17 protein-coding genes are annotated in these 14,663 nt (G+C 74.2%); 10 read left to right on the top strand and 7 right to left on the bottom strand.

Annotated features, from left to right (window positions below):
* The first annotated feature begins 10 nt into the window (after nucleotides 1–10).
* Nucleotides 11–1,039, top strand: a complete 1,029-nt coding sequence (locus AC3ANM_RS09835; RefSeq protein ID WP_488284234.1) for a maleylacetate reductase — start codon at nucleotides 11–13, stop codon at nucleotides 1,037–1,039.
* Nucleotides 1,040–1,148: 109 nt separating this feature from the next.
* Here the strand turns inward: AC3ANM_RS09835 and AC3ANM_RS09830 are convergent, their stop codons facing one another.
* A complete protein-coding gene (locus AC3ANM_RS09830; protein WP_488284233.1) occupies nucleotides 1,149–2,444 on the bottom strand; it encodes a multicopper oxidase domain-containing protein in 1,296 nt (431 codons plus the stop codon).
* 214 nt (nucleotides 2,445–2,658) lie between these two features.
* Between AC3ANM_RS09830 and polX the strand changes: the two genes are divergently transcribed.
* A complete protein-coding gene (gene polX / locus AC3ANM_RS09825) occupies nucleotides 2,659–4,404 on the top strand; it encodes a DNA polymerase/3'-5' exonuclease PolX (protein ID WP_488284232.1) in 1,746 nt (581 codons plus the stop codon).
* Nucleotide 4,405: 1 nt separating this feature from the next.
* A complete protein-coding gene (locus AC3ANM_RS09820; protein WP_488284231.1) occupies nucleotides 4,406–5,359 on the top strand; it encodes a CapA family protein in 954 nt (317 codons plus the stop codon).
* Between the two features lie 20 nt (nucleotides 5,360–5,379).
* On the opposite strand, the gene AC3ANM_RS09815 is transcribed toward AC3ANM_RS09820, so the two are convergent.
* Together AC3ANM_RS09815 and AC3ANM_RS09810 are read right to left on the bottom strand one after the other, a co-directional pair.
* Nucleotides 5,380–5,607 carry a hypothetical protein gene (locus tag AC3ANM_RS09815; protein WP_488284230.1) on the bottom strand — a complete coding sequence of 76 codons (228 nt, stop codon included), beginning with the start codon at nucleotides 5,605–5,607 and terminating at the stop codon, nucleotides 5,380–5,382.
* Between the two features lie 85 nt (nucleotides 5,608–5,692).
* Complete coding sequence (locus AC3ANM_RS09810; RefSeq protein ID WP_488284229.1) at nucleotides 5,693–6,175, bottom strand: HIT family protein; 483 nt, start codon at nucleotides 6,173–6,175, stop codon at nucleotides 5,693–5,695.
* An 88-nt stretch (nucleotides 6,176–6,263) separates the two neighbouring features.
* Between AC3ANM_RS09810 and AC3ANM_RS09805 the strand changes: the two genes are divergently transcribed.
* The 5 genes from AC3ANM_RS09805 (at nucleotide 6,264) to AC3ANM_RS09785 (ending at nucleotide 10,552) form a co-directional block, all read left to right on the top strand.
* Nucleotides 6,264–7,127, top strand: a complete 864-nt coding sequence (locus AC3ANM_RS09805) for an alpha/beta fold hydrolase (protein WP_488284228.1) — start codon at nucleotides 6,264–6,266, stop codon at nucleotides 7,125–7,127.
* 11 nt (nucleotides 7,128–7,138) lie between these two features.
* The gene (locus AC3ANM_RS09800; RefSeq protein WP_488284227.1) at nucleotides 7,139–7,630 is read left to right on the top strand and encodes a GNAT family N-acetyltransferase; all 492 of its coding nucleotides are present in this window, start codon (nucleotides 7,139–7,141) and stop codon (nucleotides 7,628–7,630) included.
* Between the two features lie 110 nt (nucleotides 7,631–7,740).
* Nucleotides 7,741–8,679: an aminoglycoside phosphotransferase family protein gene (locus AC3ANM_RS09795; protein WP_488284226.1), complete on the top strand. Its 939-nt coding sequence runs from the start codon at nucleotides 7,741–7,743 to the stop codon at nucleotides 8,677–8,679.
* A 1-nt stretch (nucleotide 8,680) separates the two neighbouring features.
* Nucleotides 8,681–9,589 (top strand): AEC family transporter, encoded by a 909-nt coding sequence (locus AC3ANM_RS09790; RefSeq protein ID WP_488284225.1) that lies wholly within the window; start codon nucleotides 8,681–8,683, stop codon nucleotides 9,587–9,589.
* A gap of 120 nt (nucleotides 9,590–9,709) precedes the next feature.
* Nucleotides 9,710–10,552 carry an SMP-30/gluconolactonase/LRE family protein gene (locus AC3ANM_RS09785; RefSeq protein WP_488284224.1) on the top strand — a complete coding sequence of 281 codons (843 nt, stop codon included), beginning with the start codon at nucleotides 9,710–9,712 and terminating at the stop codon, nucleotides 10,550–10,552.
* Between the two features lie 53 nt (nucleotides 10,553–10,605).
* Here AC3ANM_RS09785 and nadE read toward each other — a convergent pair whose 3' ends face one another.
* Both nadE and AC3ANM_RS09775 read right to left on the bottom strand, forming a co-directional pair.
* Entirely contained in the window at nucleotides 10,606–11,418 is an 813-nt protein-coding gene (nadE, locus tag AC3ANM_RS09780; RefSeq protein ID WP_488284223.1) for an NAD(+) synthase, read from the bottom strand.
* Between the two features lie 87 nt (nucleotides 11,419–11,505).
* Nucleotides 11,506–11,931 carry a hypothetical protein gene (locus AC3ANM_RS09775; protein WP_488284222.1) on the bottom strand — a complete coding sequence of 142 codons (426 nt, stop codon included), beginning with the start codon at nucleotides 11,929–11,931 and terminating at the stop codon, nucleotides 11,506–11,508.
* A 269-nt stretch (nucleotides 11,932–12,200) separates the two neighbouring features.
* On the opposite strand from AC3ANM_RS09775, the gene AC3ANM_RS09770 reads away from it, so the two are divergent.
* Both AC3ANM_RS09770 and AC3ANM_RS09765 read left to right on the top strand, forming a co-directional pair.
* The gene (locus AC3ANM_RS09770) at nucleotides 12,201–12,962 is read left to right on the top strand and encodes a hypothetical protein (protein WP_488284221.1); all 762 of its coding nucleotides are present in this window, start codon (nucleotides 12,201–12,203) and stop codon (nucleotides 12,960–12,962) included.
* On the top strand, nucleotides 12,962–13,681 hold the full coding sequence (locus AC3ANM_RS09765) for a class F sortase (protein ID WP_488284220.1): 720 nt from the start codon (nucleotides 12,962–12,964) through the stop codon (nucleotides 13,679–13,681). The genes AC3ANM_RS09770 and AC3ANM_RS09765 overlap by 1 nt, the downstream gene beginning before the upstream one ends.
* 34 nt (nucleotides 13,682–13,715) lie before the next feature.
* Here AC3ANM_RS09765 and AC3ANM_RS09760 read toward each other — a convergent pair whose 3' ends face one another.
* Complete coding sequence (locus tag AC3ANM_RS09760) at nucleotides 13,716–13,955, bottom strand: PfkB family carbohydrate kinase (protein ID WP_488287936.1); 240 nt, start codon at nucleotides 13,953–13,955, stop codon at nucleotides 13,716–13,718.
* A 27-nt stretch (nucleotides 13,956–13,982) separates the two neighbouring features.
* A complete protein-coding gene (locus tag AC3ANM_RS09755) occupies nucleotides 13,983–14,657 on the bottom strand; it encodes a carbohydrate kinase family protein (protein WP_488284219.1) in 675 nt (224 codons plus the stop codon).
* Between the last annotated feature and the right edge of the window lie 6 nt (nucleotides 14,658–14,663).

Raw genomic sequence — 14,663 nt, 5'->3', positions numbered from 1 at the left:
GCCGCAGCGTGTGGTGTTCGGCGCGGGGTCCTTCGCGAGGGTGCCTGACGAGCTGGCGGCCCTGGGGCTGCAGCGGATCCTGCTGGTCGCGTCGGCGTCGTCCAAGCCCCTGGCCGAGCAGCTGGCCCAGCGGCTCGGGGACCGGGTCGTGGCGCGGGTGCACGAGGTGCAGCAGCACGTGCCCGAGGCGCACGCAGAGGAGGCGAGCCGCCTTGCCCGTGAGGGGGAGGCCGACGGCGTGGTGACCATCGGTGGGGGCTCGGCGACCGGGCTGGGCAAGGCGGTCGCGGTCGCCACCGGGCTGCCCCTGGTGGCGGTCCCCACGACCTACGCCGGCTCCGAGGCGACGCCGGTCTTCGGCGTCACGGGCACCCGGAAGCGGACCGGGCGGGACCCGCGCGCGCTGCCCCGGGTCGTCGTCTACGACGCCGAGCTGACCACCGGGCTGCCCGCCGCGCTCAGCGCCACCTCGGGGCTCAACGCGCTCGCCCACTGCGTCGAGGCGCTCTGGGTCGAGGGCGCCAACCCGGTGACCGACCTGCTTGCCGCAGAAGGGATCCGGGTGCTGGCGCGGTGCCTGCCCCGGGCGACCTGGAACCCCCTGGAGGTCGCGTTGCGCGAGGACGCCCTCTACGGCGCCTGGCTGGCCGGCACGGCGTTCGCGGGCGCCGGGAGCGGCCTGCACCACACGATGTGCCACGTCCTCGGCGGGACCTGGGGACTGGACCACGGCGCGACGCACGCCGTGCTGCTGCCGCACGTCGCGGCATACAACGCCGGGGCGGCGCCGCAGGCGCTGGCGACCGTGGCCCGCGCCATGGGGGTGCCGGACGCCGCGCGCGGGCTGTGGGACCTCGCCCGCACCCTCGCCGCGCCCGAGACCCTGGAGGCCATTGGTATGCCGCACGACGGGCTCGCGCGCGCCGCTCGCCTCACCGTGGAGGCCGTGGGGTCGCGCAACCCGCGTCCGGTCGACGTCGCGTCCCTGGGGCTGCTGCTCGACGATGCCTTCCACGGCCGGCCGCCGGGGAGCCGCTGAGCGCCCTGCCGGGCGATGGTGCGCCCCCGCCGAGGCGTCAACCTCGCCAGGGCGCGGTCGTCTTGGACGGCATCGCCGGCCTCGTCGAGGCGCGCTCCCGTCGCGCCGGTCAGGCGACCACGCGGTAGCGGGTCATCATCCCGGCGGTGATGTGGTCGTTGACGTGGCAGTGGAACAGCCACGTGCCCACGTTGTCCGGGACCATGTCGGCGACGACCATCGAGGCCGGCAGCAGGTCGACCACGTCCATCCGCATCCCGCCCACGAGCACGTCGTTGCCGTGCCAGTGCGGGGTGTGCAGGTCGACCTCGGTGCCCATGCCCATGACGTACCACCGGACCCGCTCGCCCTTGTGCAGCGTCAGCACCGGCTGGTTGCCGTAGACGTAGCCGTTGACCGAGTGCATCAGGTTGGACTCCTCGAACCCCTCGTCGTCCGGTGCCGGCGCGGGGTGGGCGTAGCGCCGGATGTTCTCCGCCAGGTAGGAGCTGCCGCCCTCGTTCATCACCGCGAACAGCTCGAACACCTCACGGTCCACGTCCTTCGGCCTGCCGTCCGCCCGCGCCATCCCCCGCGCCGTGATGACCATGAAGCCCTGCAGCCCGGCGTAGGTGTCGCCGACCTCGTCGGTGTGCGAGTGGTACATCCACATCACCGAGGACCCGTCGTGCGGCCCGGGACCGGCGCGGTCCGGCACCAGCCAGGTGTAGGTGTGCCGCCCGCCCTGCGCCACGGCGTCGTCGAGGACGTCCTTGCCGGAGGTGTTGTCCGCGTAGGGCGCCCCCTCGGAGGCCTTCTGGTAGAAGACGCCGTGCGGGTGGACGCTCGCACCGATCGAGCAGCCGTTGCGGAAGACCACCTTGATCGTGTCGCCGACCGCGCCGCGGATCACCGGCCCGGTGAACCCGAGGTAGGCGTCCTGCGCCGGCCGGGCCTTGAGGTGGCCGAAGCTGCTGTCGGTGTACTCGCGGTACAGGCACTTGACGTAGGTGGACCCGATCCGCGCCGGCCCACGCTTGACGAACACGTCGGCCACGTCGTCGAACGCCTTGCCCGTGACCTGGTTGCGCCCGGTCGGCGCGTAGTCCCAGGTGACCTCGTCCGCGCCGAGGTAGTAGGTGCGCACGACGCCCGTGGGGTGGAAGGCCGAGCCGCCCACCGAGCGCCAGTAGTCGTCCCCGCTCAGCGACCCGGCCGCCGGGGCGGGGGCCGTCATGGAGTGCCCGGTATGCGCGGTGCCCGCCTCCGCGGTCCCCGTCACGAGGCCGAGGGCCAGGGACGTGACCAAGGTGCCGCTGGAACCCACGGCGACCCGCCGCCATACCCGTCTGGGGTTGCCCCGCACGACCAGCACCACGGACAGGACCCACACCATCGCCAGGGCGGCGACAACCAGTGCCTTCATGACCAACCTCGTTCCAGCGCTGCCGATCCACGCCCCGCCTGACTGCGATGGTGGCGCTCACAGCGGACTCACAGGTCCGCCGATGGGGTGAGGGCACCTGCCGCAACCGCCGGACGGTGCGAGCGGGTCAGTGCGCCCGGGACGAACGGCACTGCGGGCGCGACGTCGCCCGGGCCTAGCGTCAGGTCGAGGCCCCGAGCCCGCGGGAGGTGCGATGTCCCGGTCCAACGCCGAGGCGGCGCAGATGCTGCAGGAGTACGCCGACCTGCTGGCCATCTCCGGGGGCGACGCGTTCAAGGTGCGCGCCTACGAGAAGGCCGCCCGCGCGGTGGAGGGGCACCCGGTCGACATCTCGGGCCTGGACGAGCGCGGCATGGACACGATCCCCAGCGTGGGCACCCACCTCGCGCACAAGCTCGTGGAGTTCTTCGCGACCGGGTCGGTGGAGGAGCTCGACGAGCTGCGTGCCCGGGTGCCGGCCGGCCTGCGCACGCTGCTGTCGGTGCCGGGGCTGGGGCCCAAGCGGGCGAACCAGGTTTACCAGGAGCTGGGCATCACCTCGATGCGCGAGCTGCTCGACGCCCTGCACGAGCACCGGCTGCGCGGGCTGCCCGGCTGGGGGGAGCGCAGCGAGACCAACCTCGCCGAGGCCATCGCGGAGGCCCACGCCGGGGTCGGACGGATCCAGGTCGGCGTCGCGCTGGCCCTGGCCGAGGAGCTGCTGGCGTCGCTGACCGCGCTGCCCTCGGTGCGCCGGGCGACGTACGCCGGGTCGCTGCGCCGGATGCGTGACACGGTCGGCGACGTCGACCTGCTCGTGGCCTCCGACGACCCCCGCGAGGTGGGCGACGCCTTCTGCGAGCACCCGCTCGTCCGGCGGGTGCTCGCGCACGGCCCCACGAAGTCCTCGGTGGTGACGACCAAAGGGGTCCAGGTGGACCTGCGGGTCATCGACCCGGCGACCTGGGGTGCGGCGCTGCTCTACTTCACCGGCTCCAAGGCGCACAACATCCGGGTCCGGGAGCTGGCGGTGCGTGCGGGACTCAAGCTCTCGGAGTACGGGCTGTTCCGCGTGGACACCGGTCAGGCGCTCGTGGCCGACACCGAGGAGGGCATCTATGCCCGGCTGGGCATGCCGTGGGTGCCGCCGACGCTGCGCGAGGACCGCGGCGAGGTCGAGGCGGCGCTGCGCGGCGAGCTGCCGCGGCTGGTCGAGGTCGGGGACCTGCGCGGCGACCTGCACGTGCACACCAACCTCACCGACGGGGTCGCCTCGCTGGAGGTGATGGTGGCGGCCGCCCGGGCCCGGGGCCACACGTACGTCGCGATCACCGACCACGCCCCGGACCTGTCGATGCAGCGGATGACGGCGGACAAGGCGCTGGCGCAGCGGGCCCGGATCCACGACCTGGAGCGGACGGCCGGCATCACCGTGCTGCACGGGACCGAGCTGAACATCGGCCCGGACGGGTCGCTGGACTGGGAGGACCACTTCCTCGCCGGCTTCGACGTCGTGGTCGCCTCGGTGCACTCGCACTTCCGCCAGCCCCGGGACGTCATGACCGCCCGGGTCATCCGTGCCATCGAGAACCCGCACGTCAACGTCATCGGCCACCCGACCGGACGCAGCATCGGGCACCGCCCGCCGGTCGACCTCGACTTCGACGCCGTGCTGGCGGCGGCCGCCCGGACCGGGACGGCGCTGGAGGTGAACAGCTTCCCCGACCGGCTGGACCTCGACGACGAGCACGTGCGCCGGGCCCGCGACGCCGGGGTGCTGCTGGCGATCTCGACCGACGCGCACGCCGTGCCGCACCTGGACTACCTGCGCTTCGGGGTGGCGACGGCCCAGCGGGGGTGGGCCGGGCCGGCGCAGGTGGTCAACACCTGGTCGCTGGCGCGGCTGCGCCGGTTCCTCGCCAAGGACCGGGCGGCCGTCGTCGGCGGGGCGGGGCTCTGACGTGCTCACGCTGGCCCTGGCCGGTGACACGATGCTCGGCCGCGGCGTCGCCGACCACCTCGTGGACCACCCGGTGGCGAGCCTGTTCGGCCCGCGCCTGCTGGAGCTGGTGGACGGGACCGATGGCGTGCTGCTCAACCTCGAGTGCTGCGTCTCCGCGCGCGGGACGCCCTGGCCGCAGCGGGTCTTCCACTTCCGGGCCCCGCCGCAGGCGATGGACGCCCTGACCCTGCTGCGGGTGCGCTGCGTGACCCTGGCCAACAACCACGCCCTCGACTTCGGGCCCGAGGCGCTGGAGGACACGCTGGACCTGCTGGCCGGGGCGGGCATCGCGGTCGCCGGCGCGGGGCGGGACGAGGCTGCCGCCCGGGAGCCGGCGCACCTGGCCGTCGCCGGCCAGCCGGTGACCGTCGTGGCGGTGACCGACCACCCCGCGGAGTACGCCGCCGGGGCGCAGCGCCCGGGGGTGGCCTTCGCCGACCTGCGCGCCGGCGTCCCCGGGTGGCTGACCCGACGGCTGCAGGACTCGGTCGGGGTCGGCCCGGTCGTCGTCTCCCCGCACTGGGGTCCGAACATGACCAGCGAGCCGCCGCCGCACGTCCGGGCCTGCGCGTCGGTGTTCGTGCGTGCAGGGGCGAGCCTGGTCGCCGGCCACTCGGCGCACGTCTTCCACGGCGCCGCCCCGCCGGTCCTGTTCGACCTCGGTGACTTCCTCGACGACTACGTGGTCGATGCCCGGCTGCGCAACGACCTCGGCGTGCTGTGGCTGGCGACCTTCGACGGCCCGCGCCTCGCCGGGGTCGAGGCGGTCCCGCTGCGGCTGCGGTTCGCCCACACCGAGCTCGCCACGGGCGACGACGCCCGGTGGGTGCGCCACCGGTTGCGCCGGGCGTCCGCCGCGCTCGGGACGCAGGTCAGCGAGGGGGAGCGGGGCTGGTCCCTGACGCTCGCCTGAGGGGTCAGGACTTCAGGGCGTCAGGCGCCGCGGCCGGACGCGCGGGTGCGGCGCGAGGCGGCGTCGGGGCACGCCCGCAGGACCTCGATCATCCCGGAGCGGAAGAACTCCAGGGCGTCCTCGGGCTCGAGGACCATCTCCTGCCAGTGGGTGGTCAGGAGCTCGTCGCGGTACTTGGTGGTGCGGACGTGGATCTTGCCGTCGTCACCGAGGCGGACCCGTCGCCGCACGCTTCGTTGTGCGCTCACGCAAGGATCGTGTCAGCCACGCGGTCGCCCGCGCAGGGACCTCCGACCCCTGCCCGGTATGCCGTGCGTCTCACCCGCCGCCGGCTCAGGGGCGGGTCGGGCTGAGCCGGTCGAGCTCCTCGGTGAGCCGGCGGCGCAGGTGCTCGTGCTGCGGGCCGACCGCGGTGGCCGGGTCGCTCCAGCGCTCGCGCGGGTAGAGCCACACCGGGCCGGGGACGATCTCCGGCGGCTCCCAGTCGTAGCGCGGCCAGACGTGGGCGTGCAGGAAGGCGTCGGTGTTGCCCAGGATCTCCAGGTTGACCCGACGGAAGGCAGGGTCCAGCTCCCGGCAGACGGTCTCGACGGCCTCGCCGAGCCGGTCCATGTCGGCGAGGTAGGCCAGGCGCCGCTCCCGCGGGAGGTCGGTGAGCCGGTCGACCGCCGGGTCGTCGGCGAGCAGGACGCAGTAGCCGGGCAGGAACTGCGGGTCGCCGATCACGGCGAAGCCGGCGTCCATCCGTCGCAGCACGGTCGGATTCTCCCCACGCAGGGCGGAGCCGATCCTGTCCTGGCGCCAGTCAGCGGTCATGCGCCGGGACGCTATCCCACTGCTGTCCGTGCGTCGCGGCAGATCATGTCCGGCGCGGTGTCCGTTGCGGCGTCTAGGTTCTGGGCCCATGGGTGACTTCGTTGACGCGCTGGGCGTGCAGGTGCACCACGAGGTGCAGGGGCCGAAGGCCGGGGCGGGGGTGCCGACCGCGGTGCTGCTGCACGGCTTCTCCCCGGACCTGCGGCTGATGACCGGCTGCTTCGAGCCGGTCTTCGCGCACCGGCCGCACTGGCGGCGCATCTACCTCGACCTGCCGGGCATGGGCCGCACCGCCGCCCCGGAGTGGGTGGGCAGCACCGACGACGTCTTCCGCGTCGTGCAGGCGGCGGTCGCCGCGCTGGTCCCCACCGGCCCGTATGCCGTGTGCGGGGAGAGCTTCGGCGGTTACCTCGCGCGCGGGCTGGCCGCCGCGCACCCCGACCGGGTGGAGGGACTGGCCCTCGTCGCCCCGATGGTGGTCGCGGAGCACGCGGACCGGGACGTCCCGCCACACCAGGTGCTGCACCGCGACGAGGCGTTCATGGCGAGCGTCGGGGGCGGCGGCGCGGACTTCAAGGAGATCGCCGTGGTGCAGGACGCCGGGACGTGGCAGCGCACGCAGGAGGAGGTGGTGGTCGGCCTCGAGGCGGCCGACCCAGCGGCGCTGGAACGCATCCGCCAGTCCTACGCCGGCAGCTTCCCGCTCGACGGCGAGGCGCCGTTCGACCGGCCGGCGCTGTTCGTCACCGGTCGGCAGGACAGCTCCACCGGCTACCGCGACCTGTGGCACGTGCTGGAGCGCTACCCGCGGGCGACCTTCGCCGTCCTCGACCGGGCCGGGCACAACGTCCAGATCGAGCAGCCCGCGGTCTTCGAGGCGCTGGTCCACGAGTGGCTGGACCGGGTCGAGGAGTCGCGAAAGGCATTGGAGGCCGGCCGGATCGGCGGGTAGCGTCGCGTGCCGTGATCATCCGCGAGGCGACGGCCCAGGACTGGCCCGGCATCTGGCCGTTCTTCCAGCAGATCGTGGCGGCCGGGGAGTCCTACGCCTTCCCCCTGGACCTCGACCTCGACACGGCCAGGCCGTGGTGGATGGAGCAGCCGCCGGGCCGCACCGTCGTGGCCGTCGAGGGTCAACGCGTCCTGGGCTCGGCCAAGATGGGGCCCAACCGCCCCGGCCGGGGGTCCCACGTCGCGACCGCGAGCTTCATGGTGGACCCGGCGGCCACCGGCAGGGGAGTCGGCCGCGCGCTCGGCGAGCACGTGCTGGCCTGGGCGAGCGCCGAGGGCTACCGCAGCATGCAGTTCAACGCCGTCGTCGAGACGAACACCCCGGCGGTGGCCCTGTGGAAGGCGTTGGGGTTCGCCGTGATCGGCACGGTGCCGGAGGCCTTTGACCACCCACGTCACGGCCTCGTGGGGCTGCACGTGATGCACCGCCAGCTCCGGCCGTAGCCGCGAGGCGTTGAGCACGATCACCTGGGTCGGCACGCCGGTCACCCTAGGATGCGCGGAGCCGTGGTGCGTGGCGTCCGGCTGGTGTCGGTCCGGTGAGGAGGGTGGCGATGAGCGAACCAGTCGTCGGCTCCGACTGGCCTGTGCCACAAGGGTTCCGGGACCGTGCCGACACCCCTGAACGCGCCCGGTGGCTGGAGCGGCTGCCGGGGGTCGCGGCCGGGCTGGCCGACCGGTGGGACCTGACCCGCGACGGTGCGCCGATGAGCGGCTTCCTGTCCACCGTCTGGCCGGTGCGCGACGCTGCCGGGCGGCCGCTGGTGCTGAAGGTCGGCTGGCGGGAGCCGGGCACCGACGGAGAGGTCGCGGCGCTGCGGGCCGCCCCGGACGGGCCCATGGTGGAGCTCGTGGCCGACGACGCCGACCTGGGAGCCCTTCTCCTGCAACGGCTCGACCCGGCTCGCTCGCTGGAGGACCATCCTGACGTCGACGAGGCGTGTGGCGTGATCGGCGACCTCGTGGCGCGGGTGTGCTCCGTGCCGGCGCCCCGAGGTGTGCGCCCGATGGCCGAGGAGGTCGAGCGCATCACCGCCAGCATCGAGGAGCACCGCCCAGGGTCGGGGTGGCTGCCCACCGCGGTGGTGGACCGGGCCGTGGCCACCCTGGCGGACCTCCACGCCGAGCTGGACGGGCGTGAGGGGCTGCCGCTCGTCCATGGCGACTGCCACTTCCTCAACGTGCTGCACACGTTGCCCGGTGAGCCGCCGGCATGGGTGGCCATCGACCCGCTGCCGGTCGCCGGCCGGCCCGAGTGGGAGGTGGTGGCTCCGCTGCGCAACCGCTGGGCGGATGCCCTCGCGACCGGTGACCCCGACCGGGCGCTGCGTCGCCGGGTCGACGTCCTCTGCGAACCGGCGGGGATGGACCGGGGCCTGGCGCGGGCCGTCGCCCAGGCCGCCGCCGTCGACAACCTGCTCTGGCTGCTGCCGCGGGACCCTGAGCACATGTTCGTCGCGCCCTACGGCGTCATCGCCCACTGGGAGGACTGAGGTGCTCGCCGCCTTCCTGCCCATCTGGGCGCTCACGCTGCTCGGCTACCTCGCCGGCCGCTACCGCCTGCTCGGTGGCGAGGACGCCGACCGGGTGCTCGGCAGCTTCGTCTTCCACCTGGCGATGCCGGCCGCGCTGTTCACCTCGCTGTCCCGGACGCCGCTGTCGGTCAGCGGACCGGGCATGGTCGCGTTCGCGGCCAGCACCGTGTGCGTGATGGCGGCCGGCTTCCTGCTCAGCCGCCGGGTGTTCGGGCGCAAGGAGGGGGAGTCCACGATCGGCGGGATGGCCGCCGGCTACGTCAACTCCGCGAACCTCGGCATACCGGTCGCGCTGCACGTGCTCGGCAACGCCTCCTTCCTCACCGGCGTGCTCCTCTTCCAGGTCCTCGTGGTCACGCCGGTGATCCTTGTGCTGCTGGATCGCTCGGCCGACCGGAGGGCCCTGCACCCGACGCGGCTGCTGACCCTGCCGCTGCGCAACCCCGTGATCATCGGGCTGGCAGCCGGGGCGCTGTGCTCGGCCTTCGGCTGGCGGGCGCCGCAGGTGGTGGCCGGCCCGCTGGCGCTGCTGGGCGCGGCCGCCGTGCCCACCGCGCTCATCGCGCTGGGCCTCTCGCTCACCGTCCGCGGGCCGGCGCTGCACGGGGAGGGCCGCCAGGTCCTGACCCTGTCGACGCTGAAGCTGCTCGCCCAGCCGCTGCTCGCCTGGGCGGTGGGTCTGGCCCTGGGGCTGGGGCGGGGCGAGCTGTTCGCCCTCGTGGTCTGCGCCGCGCTCCCGACCGCGCAGAACACCTACATCTTCGCCCGCGAGTACGGCCAGGGCGCCGCCGTCGCGCGGCGGACCGTGGTGGTCACCACGGCCGTCTCGATGGGCACCCTCGCCCTGGCGGCCTGGGCGCTGGGCTGAGCCCGGCGCTGAGCCCCGGCCGCACGGCATACCGGCGTTGCTCGTAGGTTCGTGGCGGTGAGCCCGGGCGCGTCCCGGGGCCCGACGCCACGACCCTGTGACCAACGTGAGGACCTGCACATGCCCGCCGTGGAGAACGTCACCGGCCCGATCGCCTACCACGCGGAGGGGCCGGTGTGGTCGCCCTCGTGGGGCGGTCTGCGCTGGGTCGACATGACCCGGGGCGACCTGCTCACGCTGCGCGAGCACGGCGTCGACCGGCTGCACGTCGGCGACGTGACCGCGTTCCACCGCCCGCGCCGCCGGGGCGGTTTCGTCGTGGCGCTCGAGCGCTCGCTGGCTCTCTCGGAGACCCCGGACGGGCCGGTCGCCCCGCAGCCCGAGCTGTGGTCCGACCCCGGCGTTCGGTTCAACGACGGCGGCTGCTCCCCGGCCGGCACCCTGTATGCCGGGACGATGGCCTACGACACCGCGCCCGGCCGGGGGTCGCTGTTCCGCGTCGGCGCCGACCTCGCCACGACGACGGTCCTCGACGACGTGACCATCTCCAACGGCATCGCCTGGTCGCCCGACGGCGCGCTGGCCTACTACGTGGACAGCATGACCGGCCGGATCGACGTCTTCGACGACGAGGACGACCGGCTGGTGCGCCGGCGGCCGTTCGTGAATGTCGAGGGCGGCGGCCCCGACGGCCTGACCGTCGACGCCGAGGGTGGCGTGTGGGTGGCCCTGTGGGGCGGCTCGGCCGTGCACCGGTATGACGCGGCGGGCACGTTGAGCGCGGTGATCGAGGTCCCCGCGGCGCAGGTCAGCGCGTGCACGTTCGGCGGCGACGACCTCGGCACGCTGTACGTCACGACGTCGCGGGAGAACCTGCCCGATCACGAGGACCCGCAGGCGGGTTCGCTGTTCGCCGTGCGGCCGGGCGTGACCGGCCTGCCCGTGCTGCCCTTCGCCGGCTGACCCGCCGGCTGATCCCCCGCTGGTCCCCGGCCGACCCGCCGGCAGGGCCGCCCTCAGGGGGCGGCGGGCAGCGCGCGCTTGTGCGCCGTGGCGACGAACGCCCGCTCGATCCGCTCGCGGACGGCCTCGGGCACCTCGCGGCCCTGCAGGTAGTCGTCGATCTCGGCGTAGGTGCAGCCGTAAGCGGTCTCGTCCGGCAGCCCGGGGCGGGCGTCCTCGAGGTCCGCGGTGGGGGTCTTGTGGACCAGGTGGTCCGGGGCGCCGAGGTGGGCGCCGATCGCGCGGACCTGGGTCTTGGTCAGCCCGGCCAGCGGGGTGATGTCGCAGGCGCCGTCGCCGTGCTTGGTGAAGAAGCCCATGACCGCCTCGGCGGCGTGGTCGGTCCCGACGACGAGCGCGCCGAGGTGGCCGGCGAGGGCGTACTGCGCGACCATCCGCTGCCGGGCCTTGATGTTGCCCTTGACGAAGTCGACGCGCCCCGCGTCACTGCCCTCGACCGTGGTGGCAGCGGCCATCGCGTCCGTGGCCGCCTTGATGTCGACCGTGACGACCGCGTCGGCGTCGATGAACGCCAGCGAGTCCTGCGCGTCGGCCTCGTCGGCCTGGGTGCCGTAGGGCAGGCGCACCGCGGTGAACTTCGCCCCCACCGCTGCGCAGGCGAGCTGGCTCAGGCGCCCGGCCGTGCTGGAGTCGATCCCTCCGCTGATCCCCAGGACGTATCCACGGGCACCCGCCTCCCGCAGGTAGCTCGCCAGGAAGTCGACCCGGCGCTGCGCCTCGGCGGCGGCGTCGAAGTCGGCGTCGGCGATGATGCCGAGCTCGTCGCGGATGGCGTCCTGGAGGCTGGTGGTGGCGGGCGCGGTCACGGAAGGAGTCCTCTCGGCGGGGCGGGGTGGTGCGGTGGCCACCTGAGTCTCGCACCGCCCCGGGCGGCACCGGCGACGGGCGTCGGCTCACCCGGCCGAGGGCGTGGTCCCCGCCGCACCGCCCGGCACCGGCGGCACCGGCGGCCCGCCCCGTGCGGAGCGGCCGAACAGCACCCCCGCGACGGCGAGGGCGGCGAGGCCGGCCAGCACGAACGGCCACGGGCTGAGCAGGTCGGCGCAGAACGGCCCCTCCCCGCCGTAGGTGTGGCACACCCGGCCCGGGCCCTCCCGGTTGAACCACGCGAGCAGCAACGGCCCGACGGCGGCTCCGGTCAGCAGGGTGGCGACCGTGCGCGTCCGTCCGGGCCTCGCCCCGACCACCACCGCGCCGGCGACGGCCAGGGGCATGGTGAACAGGCCGATCGACAGGAGGCCGGCGAGGCTGACCAGCCACGCCAGCGCGATCAGCGTCCACAAGGCGATCGAGGTCGCCCTGCTGCGTGGCTCGGTCATGGCCGCCCCCCGGCTGCTGTCCCGGGCCCGTTGGCCCGCGCTCCGAGCATGGCACGGCCGTCGGGCCGCCGGCGGCAGGACCGGGCAGGTGCAGGACCACGGCCCCCCCGCCGGCGTGAGTCGGCCGCACGGACGGTCTCTCCGGGGGTAGCGCGCACGTCGGTATCTGGCCCGCAGGCCAATCCGCTGCCCGGTTTGGCGCCGAACGAGCGGTGTCCGGAAGTTCAGTACGACGTGGGCGGCGCGTGTCGCCCCTCCAGGGAGACAACATGCGTACGACTCACAAGATCGCCGGGATTGCCTTCGGTGCCGCGGCCCTGCTCCCGTTCGGCATGGGGGCCGCCTCGGCCGCCGACGGAAGCGTCAACGCCAACCTGCGACCGGTGGCCCTCAACGGCGTCAACGGGAGCGGCACCGCGATGGTCTCCGTCCACGGCACCACGATCACCGTCACCATGGCCGCCAACGGCCTCCTGCCGAACCAGCCCCACGCTGCGCACATCCACTTCGGCGCCGACGCCCGCCACGAATGCCCCCTGGCCACCGATGACGCCAACAAGAACGGCCACCTCAACACCACCGAGGGGGGGCCGGCCTACGGCCCGGTCGTCGTGTCGCTGACCAAGACCGGTGACACCAGCCCGTCCAGTGCCCTCGCCGTCGACCGCTTCAGCACAGCCCCGGGCGGCAACCTGTCCTACGAGCGGGGCAGCATCAACGTCTCGCCCGAGCTCGCCCAGGCGATCGTCGGCGGCAAGGCTGTCGTGGTCATCCACGGGGTGGACTACAACAAGGACGGCAAGTACGACGGTTCCACCAAGAGCGACCTCAACCCCGCGCTGCCCACCGAGGCGACCGACCCGGCGCTGTGCGGCGCGCTGAGCGCCTTCCCCTCCGGTGGCATGCAGACCGGAGCCGGTGGCGCGACCGGTGGCGTCAACGAGGGACTGCTGGCGCTGGGCGGCGGCGCGCTGATCGCCGCCGCCGGCACGGGGGCCTTCGCGACGCGTCGGGCCCGAGCCAAGGCCTGATGAGCGCCAGCCGCTCGCTCGGTGGCCGCCGCGGTCTGTACACGGCCGTGGCGGCCACCGCCGTGCTCCTGGTGATGGGGGCTGTGGCTCTCGTGCTGGCGTTCCGGGGCTCGGGCGGGCCGCCCCAGCCGACCGCGGCTGACGCCGTGCCGGTGACGTCACGGGCGGCACCCACCGCATCCGCGACACCGGGCGGCTCTGCGCCGGTGGGCAGGCCGGGAGCCACCGCCTCAGCGGCCCCGGATGCACGCGTCGGGGCGTTCCTGCCGGCCTCCGACCCGGTCGGGATCGACATCCCCTCGATCGGCCTGCACAGCCGGGGGATCGTCGGGCTGCACGTCGGGGCCGACGGCACGCTGCAGGCGCCCACCAGCTTCGAGCGCGTGGGGTGGTACACCGGCGGACCGACCCCGGGACAGCTGGGGCCAGCAGTGCTCGGCGGGCACGTCGACAGCAAGAGCGGTCCGGCAGTCTTCTATCGTCTGGGGGAGCTGCACCGTGGAGCTGAGGTCACGGTGACCCGGCGTGACGGCAGTGTGGCGAGGTTCGTCATCGACCGGGTGGGCCGGTTCGCCAAGGCCGCGTTCCCGACCCGGGAGGTCTACGGCAACACGACCAACCGCGCGGAGATCCGCCTCATCACCTGTGGCGGTGCGTTCGACCGTGCCACGGGCCACTACGTCGACAACGTTGTCGCCTTCGGGCACCTGTCCGCCTGAGGTCCGCGCCCGCCTGAGGTCCGCGCCCGCCTGGTCAGCGCGCCTGAGGCACGGGGATCTGCAGCTCGGCCGCCCGGGCGAGCAGCTCGTCCCGGCCGATGGCGTCGGCGCCCGTCGCCGGCACGGTGCAGGCGAAGGCCCCGGCGATCGCCCCGAACAGGCCGCACCGCAGCGGCGGCTCACCGGCCAGCCAGCCGAAGAGGAAGCCCGCCGCGAACGCGTCGCCGGCGCCGTTGGAGTCCACCACCGGTGTGGGCGGCGCGACGGTACGGATGTGCGTGAGCGCGCCGTCGGTGAGCAGCTAGGCGCCCTCGGCCCCGGCGGTGGCGACCACCACCTGCGCGCGCCCCCGCTCGAGGACCTGCCGCATGGTCCGCTCCGGGTCCGCCAGCGCCGTGGTGGACACGAAGACGACGTCCGCGGCCTCGGCGAAGGCGCGGTGGTAGTCCTCCTCGCCGTCCCAGTTGTGCAGGTCGGTGGAGACGGTCAGCCCGGCCTCGTGGAGCGCGGGCAGGGCGAAGGCGCAGGGGTGGGTGATCGAGACGTGCGCGTGACGGCTGGCCGCCGCGAGGGTGCGGACCGTGGCCTCGGGCAGCCGGTCGGCCTCCCGGGAGCGGCTGATGTCGTACAGCGAGAGCCGTCGCCCGTCGGGGCCGACGAGGTTCACCGCGCGCTTCGTGCCGCTGGGTGAGGCGACCTCGGTGAGCGGGATTCCCTTGTCCCTGTGGAGTGCCCGGACCAGGTCGCCCTCGTGGTCGTCCCCGAGCTGGTCGAGGTGGTGGGTGCGCAGGCCCAGGGCGGTCAGCCCGAGGGCGACGAAGTCCCCGGTCTGCCCGGCCCGCATCTCGATCCCGGGCACCATGTAGCTGTCCGCGTAGGGCAGCGGCAGCTGCGGGGCAGGGACGATCGTGTCGACGCCGGCGCCACCCAGGACGAGGACGTCGATGTCGGCAGCGGAGGCAGGACCAGGACGCACGGCCGC

The sequence above is a fragment of the Oryzihumus sp. JJN4-3R genome (assembly GCF_057747915.1).
The sequence above is the reverse complement of the archived record's forward strand: the minus strand, read 5'-3'. Positions and strand labels throughout refer to the sequence as shown.